Origin of the sequence: Mucilaginibacter flavus (genome assembly GCF_030409315.1) — a bacterium.
Taxonomy (GTDB): domain Bacteria; phylum Bacteroidota; class Bacteroidia; order Sphingobacteriales; family Sphingobacteriaceae; genus Mucilaginibacter; species Mucilaginibacter flavus.
Genome location: NZ_JAUFPS010000012.1, coordinates 234734 through 252838, shown reverse-complemented (window position 1 = coordinate 252838; position 18105 = coordinate 234734). Strand labels below are relative to the sequence as shown.

The following is an 18105-nucleotide window of genomic DNA, read 5'->3' as shown; positions in this document are numbered from 1 at the left end:
ATTATCTAAAGCTTATGGAAAATATCAGTCGCAAAAAGTTTATTGCAACCACGGCTATGGCCGCTGCCGGTTTAACCTTAGGGGTAAAGGCATCGGGTAAAGAATTGTTAACGCATCTGCCCGAAAATCGCCGCCATATTATTGATAATAGCTTATCTGCGGCCGACAAAATTAAAGTAAGCATTTTTTCCAAACACCTGCACTGGTTAAATTATACCGATATGGCTAACCTGGCCGCCCGGATGGGTTTTGACGGGGTTGACCTAACCGTGCGGCCCGATGGGCATGTACTGCCGCAAAACGTGGCTACAGATCTCCCTAAAGCTGTGGCAGCCGTTGAAAAGGCAGGCCTAAAAGTTTATACCATAGTAACCAATATTAAATCGCCGGATGAGCCATACGCGCGTGATATTTTAAAAGCAGCATCGGCATTAGGAATCAAGTATTACCGTACCGCCTGGTTTGATTATAACAAAAGCATAACCATTCTTGAAAACCTGAAAGCTGTTAACAAGCAATTTGCGGCCCTGGCCCAGCTTAATACAGAATATGGCATGCACGGGGCTTATCAAAACCACTCGGGCGAATTGTTTGGCGCATCGGTATGGGATCTTTGGCTGGGGTTGGAAGGGCTTGACCCTAATTTGATCGGCTGCCAGTATGATATCCGTCATGCTACTACCGAGGGGGCGGATACCTGGGCAACATCAATGCAGTTGTTGGTACCCAATATTAAAACCATCAACGTAAAAGATTTTTATTGGGATAAAAAGGATGGCAAGTGGCAGGTAAAAAGTGTGCCTTTGGGCGAAGGCATGGTTGATTTTAAAAAATATTTTGGTATATTAAAGCAACAAGGCATTGGCGGCCCCATGAGCCTGCATTGTGAGTACGATTTGGGCGGTGCGCAAGACGGAGCAAAAAAGCTTACTATAAGCAAAGAAGCTTTTACAACGGCTGTACAAAAAGATTTGCTCACGTTGCGGAAATGGCTGGCCTATAATGGGCTTTAAAAGGTTTTTATGATATCATCTAAAAATTGACTTTGAAAATTTTTTCGCTTCAATTCTGGCAAAACAATTTGCTTTTATAACAAGTTTGTTACTATATTTATATATAGTGACTGGCCTCTTTAACCCAATAAAGCCGCCGGTTGTTTAAAACCAATTTAACTTCTAAAAAAAGGAGGCCGTCATGAACTTAGTTCATAAAATTGAACGCTGGGGCGATACTCATCACCCTAAAGCTATTGATTTGGTACGCATTGCGCTTGGCGTGTTTTTATTGCTGAAAGGTGTAGCGTTTATGGATAACACGGCATTCCTTCGCAATATGATTGAAAGCCAGAATTTTGTAATTCTATCGCCAGATGTATTGATGATTTTGGTGTATTATGTAACGTTTGCGCACATGGTTGGCGGTATCCTTATTGCCCTTGGCATTTTAACCCGTTTAGGCTGCATTGTACAAATTCCTATCGTATTTGCCGCGGTGTTTCTCACCGGCTTTTTCCGCGAGCCTATAAATACCGAAGCATGGCCATCATACGTGGCCCTGGTACTGCTGGTTATTTTCACTGTCTTAGGTTCCGGACCGATATCGTTGGATAAATATTTGGAGGAGTAGGGGCGGGGAGTATCAAGTAGTTAGTATCAAGTATCAAGTATCAAGTATCAAGTATCAAGATTTTTTGATGTGCGATTAACTTCGTTGAGGGCTTCGCCGTTTCAAATGTGCAGATATGCAGATTGATTTTTTGATTTTAGGATTATTTCTGAACTGGGATTAAACAGATTTATCGGATTTTTTGGATTTGATTTTCATGCGAAAGAAAATCCTGTATAATCTCATAAATCTGTTTAATCCCGGTTCAGAAAAAAAATCTGAAATCCGAAATTGAACATCCGATATCCCAAATCAGTACCCCTGCGCTACTTTATCTACATAGCACCATAGCCAGCGTTCGCCGGGTTCGGCAGAGATCACTACGGGGTGCTCCGTCGCATGGAAGTGTTTGGTCATGTGGGTATTGGGCGAACTATCGCAACACAGCGTTACACCGCAGGTTTGGCAGGTACGCAGGTGCATCCAGGAGGAGTGCGTTTTAATGCACTCTTCGCAAAGATAGTCTTGTGGTTGTTTAATATCGGTTACGGCTGCCAGGTGCTGGCAAGTTTCATCGTTTTGCATCGTTATTAATTTTCTGCTAAATATTTGTGTACAAAACTAATAGCCATTGAACCTTCGCCTACGGCAGATGCCACACGGTTCATGGCCCCGGCGCGTACATCGCCCGCCGCGAAGATGCCCGAGCAGCTGGTTTCCAATAAAAACGGATCGCGTTTTAACTTCCATATTTTTTGAAAGCTATCATAAGCCCGCAAATCGCGGCCTGTTTCAATAAAGTCTTTATTGTTTTTAATGATATCCAGCTTTATCCAATCGGTATAAGGTTTCGCGCCGATGAAGATGTATAGGGCCGCTGCTTTATTGGTAACGGTTTCCTGAGTTTTGCAGTTTTTAAGCGTTAGCTTTTCAAGGCAGTTGCCACCATGCGCTTCGGTAATTTCGGTATCGGGTATAACTTCAATATTCGGCGTTTCGCTGATCTGTGTAATGAGGTAGGCCGACATGGTAGCCACCAGATCTTCCCGGCGAATTACTATATGCACCTTGTTTGCGTATTTTGAAAGGTGCATGGCTGCCTGGCCTGCAGAGTTGCCGCCGCCAATTACATATACATCTTTACCAATACAGGCCGAAGCTTCGGTAGTGGCCGCGCCGTAATAAATACCGGCACCTGTAAAGTTTTCAACGCCTTTAACCTCCAGTTTACGGTAATCAACCCCGGTGGTAATCACTACCGTACGGCTAATAATCTCGGGGCCATCATCCAATATAATGGTTTTATAGCCATCTTTTTGTTTGATATCACTTACCGATTGTGGCGACAAAAATTCGGCCCCTAAACGCATCGCCTGGCTTATGGCGCGCCGGGTAAGATCGGCACCACTCAGACCTGCCGGGAAACCCAGGTAATTTTCAATACGCGAACTGGTACCAGCTTGTCCGCCCGGCGCTTTACGTTCAATAAGCAGGGTTTTTAAACCCTCAGATGCGCCGTAAACCGCGGCAGCAAGGCCGGCCGGGCCTGCACCTATAATTACCACGTCATAAACATCGGTAAGCGTTTGCGGGTTTTTCTCCAGCTTGGCTGCAATGCCTTGTATAGTTGGTTTTTGCAGATAGCTGCCATCCTCAAAGAAAACGGTAGGCAGGCAATCAACAGTAAGCTTATTTAAGGCCAGTATGCCGGCCGCGTCAACATTGCGTTCAATATCCAGCCAGCGGTAGGGGATAAGGTTACCTGCAAGGTAGTCTTTGATAATGTGCGATTGAGGCGAAAACTGGTAACCAACTACTTTAATGCCCACAAATTCGGGCACGTAATTATTTTGCCAGTCCTCCAACATATCATTCAGTACCGGGAACAGCTTTTCTTCGGGCGGGTCCCATGGTTTCATGAGATAGTAATCAAGCTGCACATCGTTAATGGCTTTGATGGCGGCTTCGGTATCAGAATAGGCGGTTAAAAGTACGCGTTTGGCATCAGGATAAATTCTTTTGGCCTGCTCCAGAAACTTAACGCCCTCCATTTCGGGCATGCGCTGATCACATAAAAACAAAGCCACCACGTCCGATCCGTTTTTTAATTCGGTAAGGGTATCCAGGGCTTCGTTTGCCGATGTTGTGCTTAGTATTTTGTACTCTTTACCATACTGCGACCGGATGTCGCGGCTGATGGACCGTAGTACTTGCGGGTCATCATCAATGGAAAATATTATAGGTCGGCTCATAGGGGCGTGTTACAGGTAAAGTTTAAATAATAAAAAATATTTGTTAACCATCAATCAGGAAACAAACGCTAAAAACAGTAAGGCCAGGCTGCGATTTCATTTTAATTGATCCGCGGTGTTGTTTAACAATGCGCTGCACTACCTCAAGCCCCATGCCGGTACCTTTGCCCATTTCTTTTGTGGTAAAAAACGGATCAAACACCTGGCTCTGAATCTCGGGCGGAATACCGGGACCATCGTCAACAATAAACACTTCAACAAACTCGCGGTCGCGCCGGGTTTTAATAGTTAATGTGCCTTTGCCCGATGGTGCCATGGCGTCAAGCGCGTTATCAATCAGGTTGGTCCACACCTGGTTAAGTTCGCCAATAAGGGCTTTTACTTCGGGCAGGGTGCGGTCAAAATCTTCAATTACAGATACGTTGCCTTTTTTAATTTTGTAACCCAGCATGGTAAGGGTATTCAGGATACCGATGTGAATATCGGCATATTGCTTGTCCTGGCCCCGGTCCATATGGGTAAAAGTTTTAACAGAACTTACCAGTTCGGCAATGCGTTTTGATGATTCCTGGATATCTTCAATCATCTTTTCGGCCACAAGCTTGCTGCTCATCCAATTTAAAATGGTTGATAGGAACTGCTTTGGGATATGACTTTTTAACGCGTTAAAATTGCTGATATTAAATTTAAAATCAACAAAACTTTCGGCTATATCATAAGCATTTTCAACTTCATTTTCATCTAACCACTCAGCTATCTCGTCTTCCAGATGGGTACGTTGTTTAAGGCTTAAACGTACATTATCACGGGCATCTAAAACTTTAAACATTTCGTTGGTTACACCTTCTACCTGTTCTTCGTTCATTTTTAGGGTGAATATGCTTTTGAGCGAATCGGGAACCAAACGCAAATGTTTACTCAATGTAGTAGAATCGCGTACAATGGCCGAAGCAGGATTGTTAAGCTCATGCGCCAACCCGGCCGATAGTTTACCAAGGGCCATCATCTTTTCGTTTTGCTGCTGCAGGGCCGTAAAATCGCGTACCCGGTTGGTCATGATATGAACCAATGCCTGGGTAAGTTCAAAATGACCTTTAATCATTTCGTTAATCCGGTCGGTAGGGAAGCTTAGTACATGCACATCGCCAACGGCTTGCGCGTATCCTTTTGAAACCAAGCCGCGCGAAAAAGGCATATAACCCGTGATGCTTCCTGGCCCGGCATCCACAAAATCGCGCCGGCCGGCACCTTGCAGCATATAAAACCGCATATGGCCTTCTATAATAACGTGCGGCCCTGTCATAGGCCAACCCGGTTGATTCAGCATCTCGCCATCCTGAAAATAGCGCTCTTCACATATATCTATCAGCCATTGCAGCTGATCTTCCGGAACATTCTCTAAAACTTCAAGGGACTTTAACCAGGAAACAGTAGCCTTCATGAAATAAAATTAGGGATAATTATTCAATAGCAAAAAAAAAGCACAGGGCAATGACCCGCACAGCAAAGTAGGGCGAAAAAATGACAAGAGGAAAACTGTCTGAATCAGAATTTTTAGAATTTAAGAATATTCAGAATGAAAAACGAGTTATATATTCGGTACAGAACGAAGCCCTTTAGGTTACAGAATTAGTTACTGCCTGTTATTCTGTTAATCCTTAAATTCTGTAAATTCTGATTCAGAATTTTACACCCACTTACTCAAAAACACCCCGAAAGCTTCCTTATACTGATCGCCAACGGTGATGTTGATTTTGCCTATCTGCAGGGCATTGCGGGTAATGGAGTTAATTTTATCAAGCGATACAATGAATGAGCGATGTACGCGCATAAAACGTTTGGCTGGTAATTTTTCTTCAAGCGCTTTGAGGCTGGTGAGCGATAGCAAGGGCTTTTCGGCACTTTGCAGGTAAATTTTTACGTAGTCTTTTAGTCCCTCGATGTACAAAATGTCTTTAAGAGCAATACGCACCAGTTGATATTCTATCTTTAAAAATAGGTAATCATCTTCAATTCTGCTTTCTTCTTGTGCGGCAACGGCAGGAGCGGGGTTGGCAGAGCGTTGCAACAGTTCAGCATAACTTAAAGCTTTATTGGCAGCGTGCAAAAACTCTTCGTAATTGAAGGGCTTAAGCAGGTAATCCAAAGCATCTACCTTATAACCTTCCAGTGCGAATTGGTTGTAGGCTGTGGTAAAAATAATGCGTGGCTTGTTCGCTCCGCGACTATCCAGTACCCGCGCCAGCTCAATGCCGTTTAAATTGGGCATCTGGATGTCAAGGAATATCAAATCTACTTTTTGATCCTGTAAACCAACCAAGGCTTCTACCGCGCTGCTATAACGTCCGGTTAGCTTTAAAAACGGAGTTTGTTCAATAAAAGCGCAAACCAGGCCCAGGGCCAGTGGCTCATCATCAACGGCTATACAATTTAATATCATGACAGGTTGAGGGTTAAGTGAACTTTATAAGTGTTGGTATCAGCATCTTCTTTAATATCCAGCGTGTATTTGCCGGCATACAATAAATCAAGCCGGCGCAAGGTATTGGTTAGGCCGATGCCTTTGTTTTCTTCCAGGTTGGGGTTGCTATCTTTATAAATGGAGTTTTCTACCCGTAGTTCCAGGTTTTCGGCCTGTTGCTGTACACTGATGAGGATATTGCTGGGTAACGTAGCGCTGATGCCGTGTTTAAAAGCATTTTCAACAAAGGGCAAAAAAATCATTGGCGCTACGGTCATATCGCTTACCGTTTCGGGCGTATCAAAAGTTACGGTAACTTTATCTGTAAGGCGCAGTTGCATCAGGCTGATATAGTCTTTAATAAATGCTATCTCCTGGCTTAATAACGCTGTACCGTGCTGAGTATCATATAGTACATAGCGCATCATACGCGATAGTTGGTGAATGGCTTTGCGCGATGTATCGGCATTTATGTGCGTTAAGGCGTAGATATTATTCAGCGTATTAAAAAAGAAGTGCGGATTAATCTGCGCTTTTAAAAACGATAGTTCTGAACTGATCTTATCCTGCTCCAATGCCTCGCGAACCCGGGCATCCCCCTGCCATTTTTGGATAGATGTTATACTGGTGCTGATCCCTAAAACCAGGGCCATGATAAATAGCAAAGCGAAATCGTAAAAATGATTTTTTTCGCCATGTTTTGGAGGCCCGTGTTTATGAAAAGCGGCATCCATTAGGCGGTGCAGGTCAAGGCTGCGTTCAAACAAAGCATCTAAAAAGTAAATAGCCCCAATGAGTATAATAACGCATAAAAAGTACATACCGGTGCGGTTCTTTAACAAATATCTTGGTACAAACGCTTCTGAATTAAGATAAAATGCGCCAACCAGCATGCTGAAAATAAGGGTTTGCTTTATCCAGAATTGGTAAGGCAGCTCCACATTCATGGTTAGGGGCTGATATCCAAAAAGTACAAAGCCCAGCACCAGCCAGGTTAATACATGGATAAGTATAGTAACGGTGCTACTTTTAGATTTAAGGCTCATCTCAGTTAATAATCAGCAGTCAAGATACGAGAATCATGACTATTTATGTTTTTTATTTTATGCTCCAAAACTACTGTGGTTTTGAATTTCAGCGATCAATATTACAAATCAATTTATGTTATTATCAATCAAAATCGCTCAAAAGCAAAAACTTACCGACGGAGGGTTGATATCAATCTTTAAACAGATATTTGGGCTGCTCGGGTCATAAACAAAGGCATTTATAGGTTAAAAACAGGCTTTTATCTACATTTATATAGCCCCGGTCTATTGCGTTTTTTAGGTTGATAGGTAAACTATTGTTTTGCGTCAATAATTAAACGCATTCAATGAAAACCGTATACCTTTTAGCCATCACACTATTTATCAACATTACCGGCTTTGCTCAAACGGGCAGGCAAATTAAGGGCGTTGTAAAAGATTCTACCGGTGTGACCTTACCGGGCACCACCGTGAAAATTTTAACCGGCACCGATAGTACCACTTTAATTACCGATAGCAACGGCAGCTTTATGTTTAGCAACGTGAAGGTAAACCAATTTAGCCTGGTGCTAAACTCCATAGGTTACCAGGGTTTAAGGAGGCGCTTTAATTTAGATAACGCCAATACGCCGGTATTGTTAAAACCTATCATCCTTAAAAATGATACGTATATGTTAAACACGGTAACCGTTACGGATGCCAACCCAATAAAGCTTAAGGAAGATACTGTAGAGTTTAACGCCGCCGCTTATCCAGTACGCGATAACGCGCCTGTAGAGGATGTGATTAAAAAACTGCCCGGTGTTGATGTTGATAAAGATGGTAACATTACCGCGCAAGGTAAAAGCGTTACCAAAGTGCGGGTAAACGGTAAAGATTTTTTTGGAGGCGACGTAAAATCGGCTACTAAAAACCTACCTGCAGATATAGTTCAAAATATACAGGTCATTGACGATTATGGCGACCAGGCTAATTTAACCGGCATCAAAAGCGGTGAACCGGACAAAATTCTGAATATTACCATTAAACAAAGTAAAAACTATGGTTACTTTGGCCAGGCCAGCGTGGGCGGCGGTAAAGACGATATACCAAGCGTGGCCGGTAAAGATGATGGCAGGTACGTGGCATCGGCCAACGTGTTTAGTTTCAATGGCGATAGGCAGCTGGCATTTTTGGGTAACCTTAATAATACCAATACCAACCTGTTTACCTTTGGCGGCGGCGGCCCCAGGGGCGGTGGACCGGGCGGGCCTCCGGGTGGTAACAGCAGCAGTACTAACGGCATTACCACCGCGCGATCATTTGGTTTTAACTACCGCGATAGCTGGGGTAAAAAGGTAACCGCTTATGGTAGCTATAGCTTTGCAGATAATTCGGTATATACGGTTAGCAAAACTATCCAAAACAATATATCATCAACCAACCCCAGTACCAATACCAATAATAGTACTCAAAACGACGAAAAGCTAAACCATCGCTTTAATTTTAACATCGAAATAAAACCCGATACGGTTAACTATATAAAAATTACGCCTACCTACGCTTATGCAAAGGTAAATACCACGCAAACTGGTAGCAGTTTACTGGTTAATAATTCCGAAACGGTATCAAACTACAATTTTGTAACGGCCAGCAACCAAAGCGAACCCAATTACGGCGCCAATATTTTGTTTAACCACCGCTTTAAAACGCATGGCCGTAACTTTAGTATCAATGTAGGAGCAGGGTCATACAGTATTAATAAATATCAAAACCCGGTTTATACTTATATTGATGGTGCTGCTAACGCGCCATTGAATCAATTCATCAATACCAACAGCCGTACAGATAGTTTGGGTACCAGTGTATCATACCTGGAGCCTTTGGGCAAAAAAAGCTACCTGGAGGCTACCTATGCTTATCACTACGCCTATACCACGGCTGATAAGCTTACTGATACATTGAATGCCGATGGCATCAACAAAGATTACTACAGCCTGTTGAGCAATAACTATAATTCAACTTTTATCACCAACAGGTTTGGGTTGAACTTTCGCTTTATCGATAAAAAATATAATTACACGTTAGGTGTGGTAGCTCAACCAAGTGTTTTAAGGGGACGCTCGGTTTTGAACAATACGTCAACAGATATCAGCACCTTTAATTTGGCGCCTAATGCCAGGTTTATTTACAACTTCTCGCGCAATCAATCGTTAAGTTTAAATTACAACGGGGCCAGTAACCAGCCTACTTATACCGAGTTGCAGCCTGTTACCGATTTCAGCAATGCATCATACCCAATACAAGGTAACCCCGATTTGAAACCGGAGTTTAATAACAACTTGTCGATAAGATACAATAAGTTTGATTTTGCCACTGGTAACGTGTTCTTCAGCAATTTATCATTCACCACTACCGATAATAAGATAGTCGCCAATACCATTACCTATCCTAAAACTTATACGCCCAACAGCAAACTGGCCGGTAGTATTTTAACCCAGTATTTAAATGCCGATGGCTATTATTCGGCACAGGGTTTTTATGTGTTTGCCAAACCATGGGATAAAAGGAAATATAATTTATTCTTTATAGGCAACGTTGCCTACAATAATAACATCTCTTATATCAGTAATGTTGATTCTGCCAGTTACGCCATGACTACAGAGAAAAACATAGCTAAAAACCTGGTACTGTCGCAGGGAGTGAAATTTAGATTAAGCATTGAAAATGTGGTAGATGCCGAAGCAAGTACAACATACGCGGTAAACAAATCAAACAATTCGCTTAGCAATGCCAATATCAATAACAATTTTAGCTCCCTTAACCTGGGTATTAATGGCAAAAACTATCTATGGAAAGATTGGACAGTAAGTTATGATTACTCAAAAATGTTTTATTACGGTTACAAGGGTGCAACCAATCCAAATATATTGAATACTTACATCGAACGCAGGTTTTTAGCGGGCAATGCAGCAACTATCCGCTTATCGGCAATGGATGTGTTTAACCAAAACACCGGTTATACCAGCACGCAAAGCGGCAGTTACATTACACAAAGCAATGTTAACCGTTTGGGGAGGTATTATTTATTAAGCTTTACGCTTAAGCTGCAAAAGTTTGCGGGTAAAAAACCAAATATGGGGCCTGGTGGTCCGGGTGGCCCTGGTGGTCCTGGTCCGGGCGGCCCGCCGCCGCCGGGAGGTTTTTAAAGAGCTTGTCGTCCTTGAGAAAGATGACATGAAAAGATCAGGTGAGATTGATCTGGATTTAGTTGATGTTGTTGGTTCAGGCCGATAACAGAGCGTCCCGGGGGTGAGATACCGGGACGCTTTTTTAGTTGTAAAATTTATTCTGCAATCAGCTTTTTTTACAATAAATCATTACATTTATCCAATCAATTGTAAAATAAGCTGAATGAAGCCTTTATTGCTTAAAGTATCTTCGGGCCCTGCGCACTCTTTTAGCGTTAGGCACGATGTATTGCCCGATATTAATAACCGTTGGCATTGCCACCCCGAACTGGAACTTATTTACCTTAAAAAGGGTAGGGGGACACAGTTTATTGGCGATAGTATTAAGCAATTTAAAGCCGGCGATATGGTTTTGGTTGGTTCAAATCTGCCGCATTACTGGCGTTTTGACGATGCTTATTTTAACCAAAACGATACCGAAGGGGTTGATACCTATGTAGTGCATTTTTGCGAAAACTTTTGGGGCGATGCTTTTTTACAACTGCCCGAAAATAAGTTGATTAAAGTGTTGCTCGAAAAATCAAAACGTGGGCTGCAAATTACCGGCATCACCAAAGAAAAAGTAGCCGCGCAAATGGCTGCCATGCTTAATACCGATGGTGCCGAACGTATTATTATGCTGCTAAAGGCGCTCAACACCATTGCAACCAACACACCATCGGCCTACCTGGCATCCATCGGGTTTAAGTACGATCATAACGACTCTGAAAACGACCGGCTCAACAATATCTACGAATACTCGATGCAAAATTTCCGCAAAAAGATTTACCTGGATGAAATTGCCGAAATTGCAGGTGTAAGTTCCAACTCATTTTGCCGTTATTTTAAAACCAAAACCCGTAAAACTTTCTCACAATTTATTATTGAAATAAAGGTAGGCCATGCCTGCAAGTTGCTGATAGAAGATAAGTTGAACATTAAGCAGTTGTGCTACGATAGCGGCTTTAACAATTTCTCAACCTTTCATAAGCATTTTAAGCAGGTAACAGGCAAAAGCCCGCTGATGTATCAAAAGGAGTTTACTAAAACGCCGTAGGGAGCTGTCTGAATCAGAATTTACAGAATTTTAGAATTAGCAGAATGCTATGCCCTCGTTCAATTACAATTTGAAACAAACCTCAGATTGTAAAAGCGAAAATAACACCATGCGAATCTTTTCATTCTGTAAATTCTCAAATTCTGATTCAGATTAATTCAAAGTCTCCTCAGGGTCTCTTTGAAAAAGGACCCTGAGGCCGCATGCAATATATTGGACTATCCATCTCCCACAAATATTTTAAAGTCCTCTCCTTTGAAGAGGATTTAGGTGAGGCATCATGCCAAAAAAGCTGAATGTTTTGACATGATTTGGCTAACTATTTAGCTGTAAACTTTATTTCTTTGTATAACCAATCTAATCTATTTATGGGTCGCAGATATTGTTTAACGCTTGATTTGGTTGACGACGCCAGTCTTATTGCCGAATATGAAAAATACCATGAAGCTATCTGGCCCGAGATTTACAAAAGCATTACCGATTACGGCATCACCCACATGGAAATTTACCGTTTTGATGTGCGCCTGTTTATGATTATGGAAACCGATGACTCCTTTAGCTTTGACAAAAAGGGGGCTGCCGACGCTGCCAACCCCAAAGTGCAGGAATGGGAAAACCTGATGTGGAAATACCAGGCCGCCGTAAAGGGAGCTCAAAAAGGCGAGAAATGGGTTTTAATGGATCAAATTTTTTCTTTATAGCGCTAACCAATTAAACAAACATAAACCTCATGCTTAAAAAACTTCAATTGCTAAGCCTGCTTATATTGATGGTTGTATCATCAGTATCGGCACAAAAAATGATCGGTACTGAAACCGATGCTCAAAAAGATCAACGGATGGAGTGGTGGAAAGATAGCCGCTTTGGGATGTTTATTCACTGGGGATTGTACTCCGGCGCGGCAAGGCATGAATGGGTAAAGCATAATGAAAAGATTGATAACGCCGGATATCAGAAATATTTCGACCAGTTTAACCCCGATTATTTCGACCCTAATAAATGGGCAAAATCGGCAAAGGCGGCAGGTATGCGCTACGCGGTGCTTACCACCAAACACCATGAAGGCTTTTGCCTGTTCGATTCAAAATATACCGACTATAAAGCACCAAACACCAAAGCCAAACGCGATCTGGTGCGCGAATACGTAAATGCTTTCCGTGCGCAAGGCTTAAAAGTAGGCTTTTATTATTCGTTGTTAGACTGGCATCACCCCGATTATACTATCGATGAAATTCACCCGCAATCGCCTGCTGATAAAAGCGATGCCTCCTATGCCAAACTGAATAAAAACAGGGACATGGCTAAGTATCGCCAATATATGCGTAATCAAATTACCGAACTGTTAACCAACTACGGTAAAATAGATGTGCTTTGGCTCGATTTTTCTTTCCCACATGCAGACGGACATGGTAAAGGCAAAGATGAATGGGGTTCTGTTGAACTGTTAAAACTGATCAGAAAATTACAACCCGGCATCATTGTAGATAACCGCCTTAACCTGGAAGAATATAAAGATGGTGCCGATTTTGAAACGCCAGAGCAGGTAAGCACTGCCGAACTGGCCAAATACCGTGGCAAAACCTGGGAAACCTGCCAAACGTTCTCTGGCTCATGGGGATATTATCGCGATGAAAATACCTGGAAAACACATCGCCAGCTGCTTGATCTGTTAATTACATCGGTAAGTAATGGTGGTAACCTGATATTGAATGTTGGCCCAACAGCCCGTGGCGAATTTGATTATCGCGCAAAAAACGCGTTGGATAGCCTGGCTTACTGGATGCACGCCAATGATCAGTCTATTTACAACTGCACTTATGCTCCCGACACTTATAAAGTACCCGAAGGCACTAAACTGACTTACAATAAAGCAACTAAAAAATTATATGTGCAGTTATTTGATTACCCTAAGGGCAAGCTGGTATTACCAGGCTACGCGGGTAAAATAAAATACGCGCAATTTTTGAATGACCATTCAGAACTTTTGTACAAACCATCCGGATCTGATGATCTGGAGATAACTATGCCGGCTAAACCTCCATATGAGATTCCGGTGATTGAATTATCGCTTAACTAATTTGGTTCATAGTTGATGGTTCATAGTTCATAGCCGATTTATTGAAAAGAATAAACTCGCCACTATGTACTATGAACCATTAACCATGATCTATGAACTAACAAAACAATGTCGCAAAAAGAAACATTTTTAAAAATCCATCCGCATGATAATGTGCTGGTTGCTCTGCAAAACCTGGAGGCAGGTACCCTCATCAATTTTGAGGGCGAAAGCTTTCCGTTGGTTGATAGGGTAGCAGCCAAACACAAATTTGCCATTAACGAACTAAAAGAAGGCGCCGAAATTTATATGTACAGCGTTTTGGTTGGCAAAGCCAGCAGTACTATACCAAAAGGCGGTGTGCTTACTACCGCCAATGTGCATCACGCATCTGATGGTTACCGTTTGGGCGAACGTAAATTAAACTGGCACCAGCCCGATACGGCCAATTTTGAAGGCAAAACCTTTAACGGCTACCACCGTGCTGATGGCTCGGTAGGTACCGCCAATTATTGGGTGGTTGTGCCTTTGGTGTTTTGCGAAAACCGCAACATCCAGGTATTAAAGGAGGCTTTGGTTGATAAACTGGGCTACAAAAAAGCCAAGAGCTACGAGGGTGATGTAGAGCAACTGATGGAGCTGTACCAGGCCGGTAAATCGGTAGAAGAAATTTTAAATGCCGATATCCAGGCCAGTGCCGATAAACCAAACTCCAAGCGTTTATTTAAAAATATTGATGGTATTAAATTCCTTAACCATAGCATGGGCTGTGGCGGAACCAAAGATGACTCCGACGCGCTTTGCGGCTTAATTGCAGGCTATATTACCCATCCCAACGTGGCCGGTGCTACGGTGCTAAGCCTGGGCTGCCAGCACGCGCAGGTAAGTATATTGCAAGCCGAAATCGCCAAACGCGACCCTGCCTTCAACAAGCCAATGGTAGTTTTAGAGCAACAAAAACTGGGTACCGAAAGCGAATTGTTGAAACAGGCGCTTAAACAAACCTTCGCGGGTTTGGTACAAGCCAATGAAACAAGCAGGCAGCCGGCACCTTTATCAAAATTATGTATTGGTATGGAATGTGGTGGCTCTGATGGTTTCTCTGGCATATCTGCAAATCCTGCTTTAGGTTATGTATCAGATTTGCTGGTTACCATGGGTGGCTCGGTAATTTTGGCCGAGTTTCCGGAGCTTTGCGGCGTTGAGCAGGAATTGAGCGACCGTTGTACCGACGAGGAAACCGCCAACCGCTTTATGCAACTGATGACCACCTATAACGCCAAAGCCGAGGCAGATGGCTCGGGCTTTTACGCTAACCCGTCGCCGGGTAATATCCGCGATGGCTTGATCACCGACGCTATTAAATCGGCAGGGGCAGCAAAAAAGGGTGGCACATCGCCGGTGGCCGCGGTTTTAGATTATCCAGAAAAGGTAACCAAACCAGGGCTTAACTTGCTTTGCACCCCCGGCAGCGATGTTGAAAGCACCACTGCCGAAGTAGGCTCGGGCGCAAACATTGTATTGTTTACAACAGGCCTTGGTACCCCAACGGGCAACCCTATTGCACCGGTAGTAAAGCTATCAACCAATACGATACTTTATGAGCGCATGCCCGATATCATCGATATCAATTGCGGTACCATCATTGAAGGTGATGAAACCATTCCGCAAGCCGGCGAACGTATTTTAGATTACGTTATTAAAGTTGCCAGCGGCGAAGCCGAGCCAAAATCGGTAAAGCTTGGCCAGGATGATTTTATACCGTGGAAGAGGGGAGTGTCGCTGTAAGAAGCGCAGAGCCTCCCCGGTAGGGAGGCTTTAAGAAATATTTACCACCTGTCATGCTGAGGAACGAAGCATCTATTTTACGATATGCATATTCAATGTGCAAAGTTCATTAATAGATCCTTCGTTCCTCAGGATGACAGCTTAATTTAACATAACAATATGTTCAAACTAACCAATAAATCAGTAGTAATAACCGGTGGTGGCAGCGGGATAGGCCGGGCAATGTCAATATTGTTTGCGCAGCAGGGTGCCATTGTGCATATCATCGAACTTAATGATAAAGCGGCTGCGGATACTGTTGCCGAGATTGAAGCAGGCGGCGGTAAAGCCACTGGTTATGCCTGCGATGTGAGCGATCAGCAGCAGGTTGTAGATACTTTTGCCAAAGTTGGCCGAATAGATATTTTGATTAATAACGCCGGCATTGCCCACATAGGTCGGGCAGATAACACCAGCACTGCCGATTTTGAGCGAGTATTTAACGTGAACGTAAAGGGGGCTTATAACTGCCTTTACGCGGTGATCCCGGCGTTAAAGGCCAATGGCGGTGGTGTTATTCTCAACACGGCATCTATAGCTGCCAGTGTAGGTATTACCGATAGGTTTGCGTATTCGATGAGTAAAGGAGCTATTCATGCCATGACCTTATCTGTGGCGCGCGATTATCTGCATGACAACATCCGTTGCAATTGCATTTCGCCGGCCCGTATCCATACGCCGTTTGTAGATGGTTTCATCGCCAAAAACTACGCCGGCAAAGAAGCCGAGATTTTTGAAAAACTATCAAAAAGCCAGCCGATAGGCCGGATGGGCAAATCAGAAGAAGTAGCCGCTTTGGCACTTTATCTATGTTCGGATGAAGCTGGTTTCATCACCGGTACCGATTACCCTATCGATGGCGGCTTTATCACCCTTAACAATTAAAACAAGAATTTTAATCCCATATATAATGAAGCTTATCAGATTTGGCGAGATCGGCAAAGAAAAAACAGGAGTGATCCTTTACGATAAAAAATACGATACATCTGCCTTTGGCGAAGATTATACCGAGCAATTTTTTGAAACCGACGGTTTAAGCCGTTTAGCTGCTTTTATTAAAGGTGCTGAATTGCCCGAAGTCGCGGCAGGCGTACGTTTAGGCAGCCCGATTGCGCGCCCGTCAAAAATTATTTGCATTGGTTTAAACTATGCCGATCACGCGCATGAAACCAACGCGCCGCTGCCGCCAGAGCCTGTTGTTTTTATGAAGGCTACCAGTGCCATAGTTGGTCCTAATGATAATGTGGTGATCCCTAAAAATTCGGTAAAAACCGATTGGGAGGTTGAGCTGGCTGTGGTTATCGGCAAAAAAGCTTCATATGTTGATGAGGCCGATGCCCTGAGCTATGTAGCCGGTTACATGCTGCACAATGATGTATCTGAGCGCGAGTTTCAGTTAGAGCGTAATGGCACCTGGGATAAAGGTAAAGGCTGCGATACCTTTGCGCCATTTGGTCCGTTTTTAGCAACGACCGATGAAATTGAAGATCCGCATAACCTGCACCTTTGGTTAAAAGTGAATGGCGAAATTATGCAATATGGCACTACATCAAACTTTATATTTAACCTTGCGCAGGTAATTTCATACACAAGTCAGTTCATGACGCTGTTACCTGGCGATGTGATTTCTACAGGTACACCTGCAGGTGTTGGCCTGGGTATGAAACCACCGGTTTACCTTAAAGCCGGCGATGTGATGGAGTTAGGTATTGATGGCCTTGGCGATCAAAAACAAACTTTGGTAGCGTATGCTTAAAATTGATTCGCACCAGCATTTTTGGATTTTTGATCCCGTTAGGGATAGTTGGATTGATGATTCGATGCCGGCTATCAAACGCGATTTTTCGCCGGTTGATTTGTTGCCCGTTTTACAGCAGCATGGTATTGATGGCTGTGTAGCGGTACAAGCCAGCCAAACCGACGATGAAACCCACTTTTTGCTGGAGCATGCCACTGCAAGCCCTTTTATAAAAGGGGTAGTAGGTTGGGTTGATTTAAAAGCCGATGACCTTGAAGCAAAATTGCAGGCTTATCAGCAACACCAAAAGCTGAAAGGCTTCCGGCATGTGCTGCAATCAGAGCCCGACGTGCAATACATGCTTCACCCTTCTTTTAAAAAGGGGATAGGTGCATTACAGAAGTATGGATATACGTACGATATTCTGATTTTTCCTCAGCATTTACCCTACGCTGCTCAATTGGTGGCAGAATTTCCTAACCAAAAATTTGTGGTAGATCATTTGGCCAAGCCGCCCATCAAAGCAGGGGAAATTGAAGCCTGGCAAAAAGATATTGAGGCCCTTGCTAAGTATCCAAATGTAATGTGCAAAGTATCGGGCATGCTTACCGAAGCCGACTGGACTAACTGGAAGCCAGAAGATTTTACACCCTATCTTGATGTGGTTTTCAACGCATTTGGCCCCAACCGGGTAATGTTTGGTTCCGATTGGCCGGTTTGTTTGCTGGCCGGTGGTTACCATGCTACCATGCAAATTATACAGCAGTATTGTACTAAGCTTACCGATGCCCAGCAGCATCTTTTTTGGGGCGGTAACGCTATTTCGTTTTATGGCTTATAATCGTCCTCAAAACGGGAAAATAGCGATTTAA

General features: G+C 43.4%; 15 protein-coding genes. 10 read left to right on the top strand and 5 right to left on the bottom strand.

The genetic code is table 11. The annotated features are described in order from the left end of the window. Positions 1–14: 14 nt before the first annotated feature. Both QWZ17_RS03775 and QWZ17_RS03770 read left to right on the top strand, forming a co-directional pair. Positions 15–1013 carry a sugar phosphate isomerase/epimerase family protein gene (locus QWZ17_RS03775; RefSeq protein WP_290303596.1) on the top strand — a complete coding sequence of 333 codons (999 nt, stop codon included), beginning with the start codon at positions 15–17 and terminating at the stop codon, positions 1011–1013. Positions 1014–1194: 181 nt separating this feature from the next. Beyond that, entirely contained in the window at positions 1195–1626 is a 432-nt protein-coding gene (locus QWZ17_RS03770; protein WP_290303595.1) for a DoxX family protein, read from the top strand. Between the two features lie 291 nt (positions 1627–1917). Here the strand turns inward: QWZ17_RS03770 and QWZ17_RS03765 are convergent, their stop codons facing one another. The 5 genes from QWZ17_RS03765 to QWZ17_RS03745 form a co-directional block, all read right to left on the bottom strand. Beyond that, positions 1918–2190, bottom strand: coding sequence for a UBP-type zinc finger domain-containing protein (locus QWZ17_RS03765; RefSeq protein WP_290303594.1), 273 nt, complete (start codon positions 2188–2190; stop codon positions 1918–1920). A 5-nt stretch (positions 2191–2195) separates the two neighbouring features. After that, positions 2196–3857, bottom strand: coding sequence for a response regulator (locus tag QWZ17_RS03760; RefSeq protein WP_290303593.1), 1662 nt, complete (start codon positions 3855–3857; stop codon positions 2196–2198). Between the two features lie 43 nt (positions 3858–3900). After that, on the bottom strand, positions 3901–5298 hold the full coding sequence (locus tag QWZ17_RS03755; RefSeq protein WP_290303592.1) for an ATP-binding protein: 1398 nt from the start codon (positions 5296–5298) through the stop codon (positions 3901–3903). A gap of 246 nt (positions 5299–5544) precedes the next feature. Next, a complete protein-coding gene (locus QWZ17_RS03750) occupies positions 5545–6297 on the bottom strand; it encodes a LytR/AlgR family response regulator transcription factor (RefSeq protein ID WP_290303591.1) in 753 nt (250 codons plus the stop codon). Next, on the bottom strand, positions 6294–7364 hold the full coding sequence (locus QWZ17_RS03745) for a sensor histidine kinase (RefSeq protein WP_290303590.1): 1071 nt from the start codon (positions 7362–7364) through the stop codon (positions 6294–6296). The genes QWZ17_RS03750 and QWZ17_RS03745 overlap by 4 nt, the downstream gene beginning before the upstream one ends. Positions 7365–7693: 329 nt before the next feature. On the opposite strand from QWZ17_RS03745, the gene QWZ17_RS03740 reads away from it, so the two are divergent. The 8 genes from QWZ17_RS03740 (at position 7694) to QWZ17_RS03705 (ending at position 18074) form a co-directional block, all read left to right on the top strand. Further along, positions 7694–10534, top strand: coding sequence for an outer membrane beta-barrel protein (locus QWZ17_RS03740; protein WP_290303588.1), 2841 nt, complete (start codon positions 7694–7696; stop codon positions 10532–10534). A gap of 205 nt (positions 10535–10739) precedes the next feature. Further along, positions 10740–11612: an AraC family transcriptional regulator gene (locus QWZ17_RS03735; RefSeq protein WP_290303587.1), complete on the top strand. Its 873-nt coding sequence runs from the start codon at positions 10740–10742 to the stop codon at positions 11610–11612. A 368-nt stretch (positions 11613–11980) separates the two neighbouring features. Beyond that, positions 11981–12313, top strand: a complete 333-nt coding sequence (locus QWZ17_RS03730; protein WP_290303586.1) for an L-rhamnose mutarotase — start codon at positions 11981–11983, stop codon at positions 12311–12313. 29 nt (positions 12314–12342) lie between these two features. After that, positions 12343–13689: an alpha-L-fucosidase gene (locus tag QWZ17_RS03725; RefSeq protein ID WP_290303585.1), complete on the top strand. Its 1347-nt coding sequence runs from the start codon at positions 12343–12345 to the stop codon at positions 13687–13689. 108 nt (positions 13690–13797) lie between these two features. Beyond that, positions 13798–15456 carry a UxaA family hydrolase gene (locus tag QWZ17_RS03720; protein WP_290303584.1) on the top strand — a complete coding sequence of 553 codons (1659 nt, stop codon included), beginning with the start codon at positions 13798–13800 and terminating at the stop codon, positions 15454–15456. Between the two features lie 159 nt (positions 15457–15615). Then, a complete protein-coding gene (locus QWZ17_RS03715) occupies positions 15616–16380 on the top strand; it encodes an SDR family NAD(P)-dependent oxidoreductase (RefSeq protein ID WP_290303583.1) in 765 nt (254 codons plus the stop codon). Between the two features lie 25 nt (positions 16381–16405). Continuing rightward, on the top strand, positions 16406–17251 hold the full coding sequence (locus QWZ17_RS03710) for a fumarylacetoacetate hydrolase family protein (protein WP_290303582.1): 846 nt from the start codon (positions 16406–16408) through the stop codon (positions 17249–17251). Continuing rightward, positions 17244–18074, top strand: a complete 831-nt coding sequence (locus QWZ17_RS03705; RefSeq protein WP_290303581.1) for an amidohydrolase family protein — start codon at positions 17244–17246, stop codon at positions 18072–18074. The genes QWZ17_RS03710 and QWZ17_RS03705 overlap by 8 nt, the downstream gene beginning before the upstream one ends. Positions 18075–18105 lie beyond the last annotated feature (31 nt).

What these genes read in the sequence shown, in the direction of transcription:
- QWZ17_RS03770 (WP_290303595.1), top strand. Translation starts at nt 1,195, where the DNA reads ATGAACTTAGTTCATAAAATTGAACGCTGGGGCGATACTCATCACCCT.
- QWZ17_RS03745 (WP_290303590.1), bottom strand. Translation starts at nt 7,364, where the DNA reads ATGAGCCTTAAATCTAAAAGTAGCACCGTTACTATACTTATCCATGTA.
- QWZ17_RS03755 (WP_290303592.1), bottom strand. Translation starts at nt 5,298, where the DNA reads ATGAAGGCTACTGTTTCCTGGTTAAAGTCCCTTGAAGTTTTAGAGAAT.
- QWZ17_RS03710 (WP_290303582.1), top strand. Translation starts at nt 16,406, where the DNA reads ATGAAGCTTATCAGATTTGGCGAGATCGGCAAAGAAAAAACAGGAGTG.
- QWZ17_RS03750 (WP_290303591.1), bottom strand. Translation starts at nt 6,297, where the DNA reads ATGATATTAAATTGTATAGCCGTTGATGATGAGCCACTGGCCCTGGGC.
- QWZ17_RS03740 (WP_290303588.1), top strand. Translation starts at nt 7,694, where the DNA reads ATGAAAACCGTATACCTTTTAGCCATCACACTATTTATCAACATTACC.
- QWZ17_RS03730 (WP_290303586.1), top strand. Translation starts at nt 11,981, where the DNA reads ATGGGTCGCAGATATTGTTTAACGCTTGATTTGGTTGACGACGCCAGT.
- QWZ17_RS03705 (WP_290303581.1), top strand. Translation starts at nt 17,244, where the DNA reads ATGCTTAAAATTGATTCGCACCAGCATTTTTGGATTTTTGATCCCGTT.
- QWZ17_RS03720 (WP_290303584.1), top strand. Translation starts at nt 13,798, where the DNA reads ATGTCGCAAAAAGAAACATTTTTAAAAATCCATCCGCATGATAATGTG.
- QWZ17_RS03765 (WP_290303594.1), bottom strand. Translation starts at nt 2,190, where the DNA reads ATGCAAAACGATGAAACTTGCCAGCACCTGGCAGCCGTAACCGATATT.
- QWZ17_RS03735 (WP_290303587.1), top strand. Translation starts at nt 10,740, where the DNA reads ATGAAGCCTTTATTGCTTAAAGTATCTTCGGGCCCTGCGCACTCTTTT.
- QWZ17_RS03775 (WP_290303596.1), top strand. Translation starts at nt 15, where the DNA reads ATGGAAAATATCAGTCGCAAAAAGTTTATTGCAACCACGGCTATGGCC.
- QWZ17_RS03715 (WP_290303583.1), top strand. Translation starts at nt 15,616, where the DNA reads ATGTTCAAACTAACCAATAAATCAGTAGTAATAACCGGTGGTGGCAGC.
- QWZ17_RS03725 (WP_290303585.1), top strand. Translation starts at nt 12,343, where the DNA reads ATGCTTAAAAAACTTCAATTGCTAAGCCTGCTTATATTGATGGTTGTA.
- QWZ17_RS03760 (WP_290303593.1), bottom strand. Translation starts at nt 3,857, where the DNA reads ATGAGCCGACCTATAATATTTTCCATTGATGATGACCCGCAAGTACTA.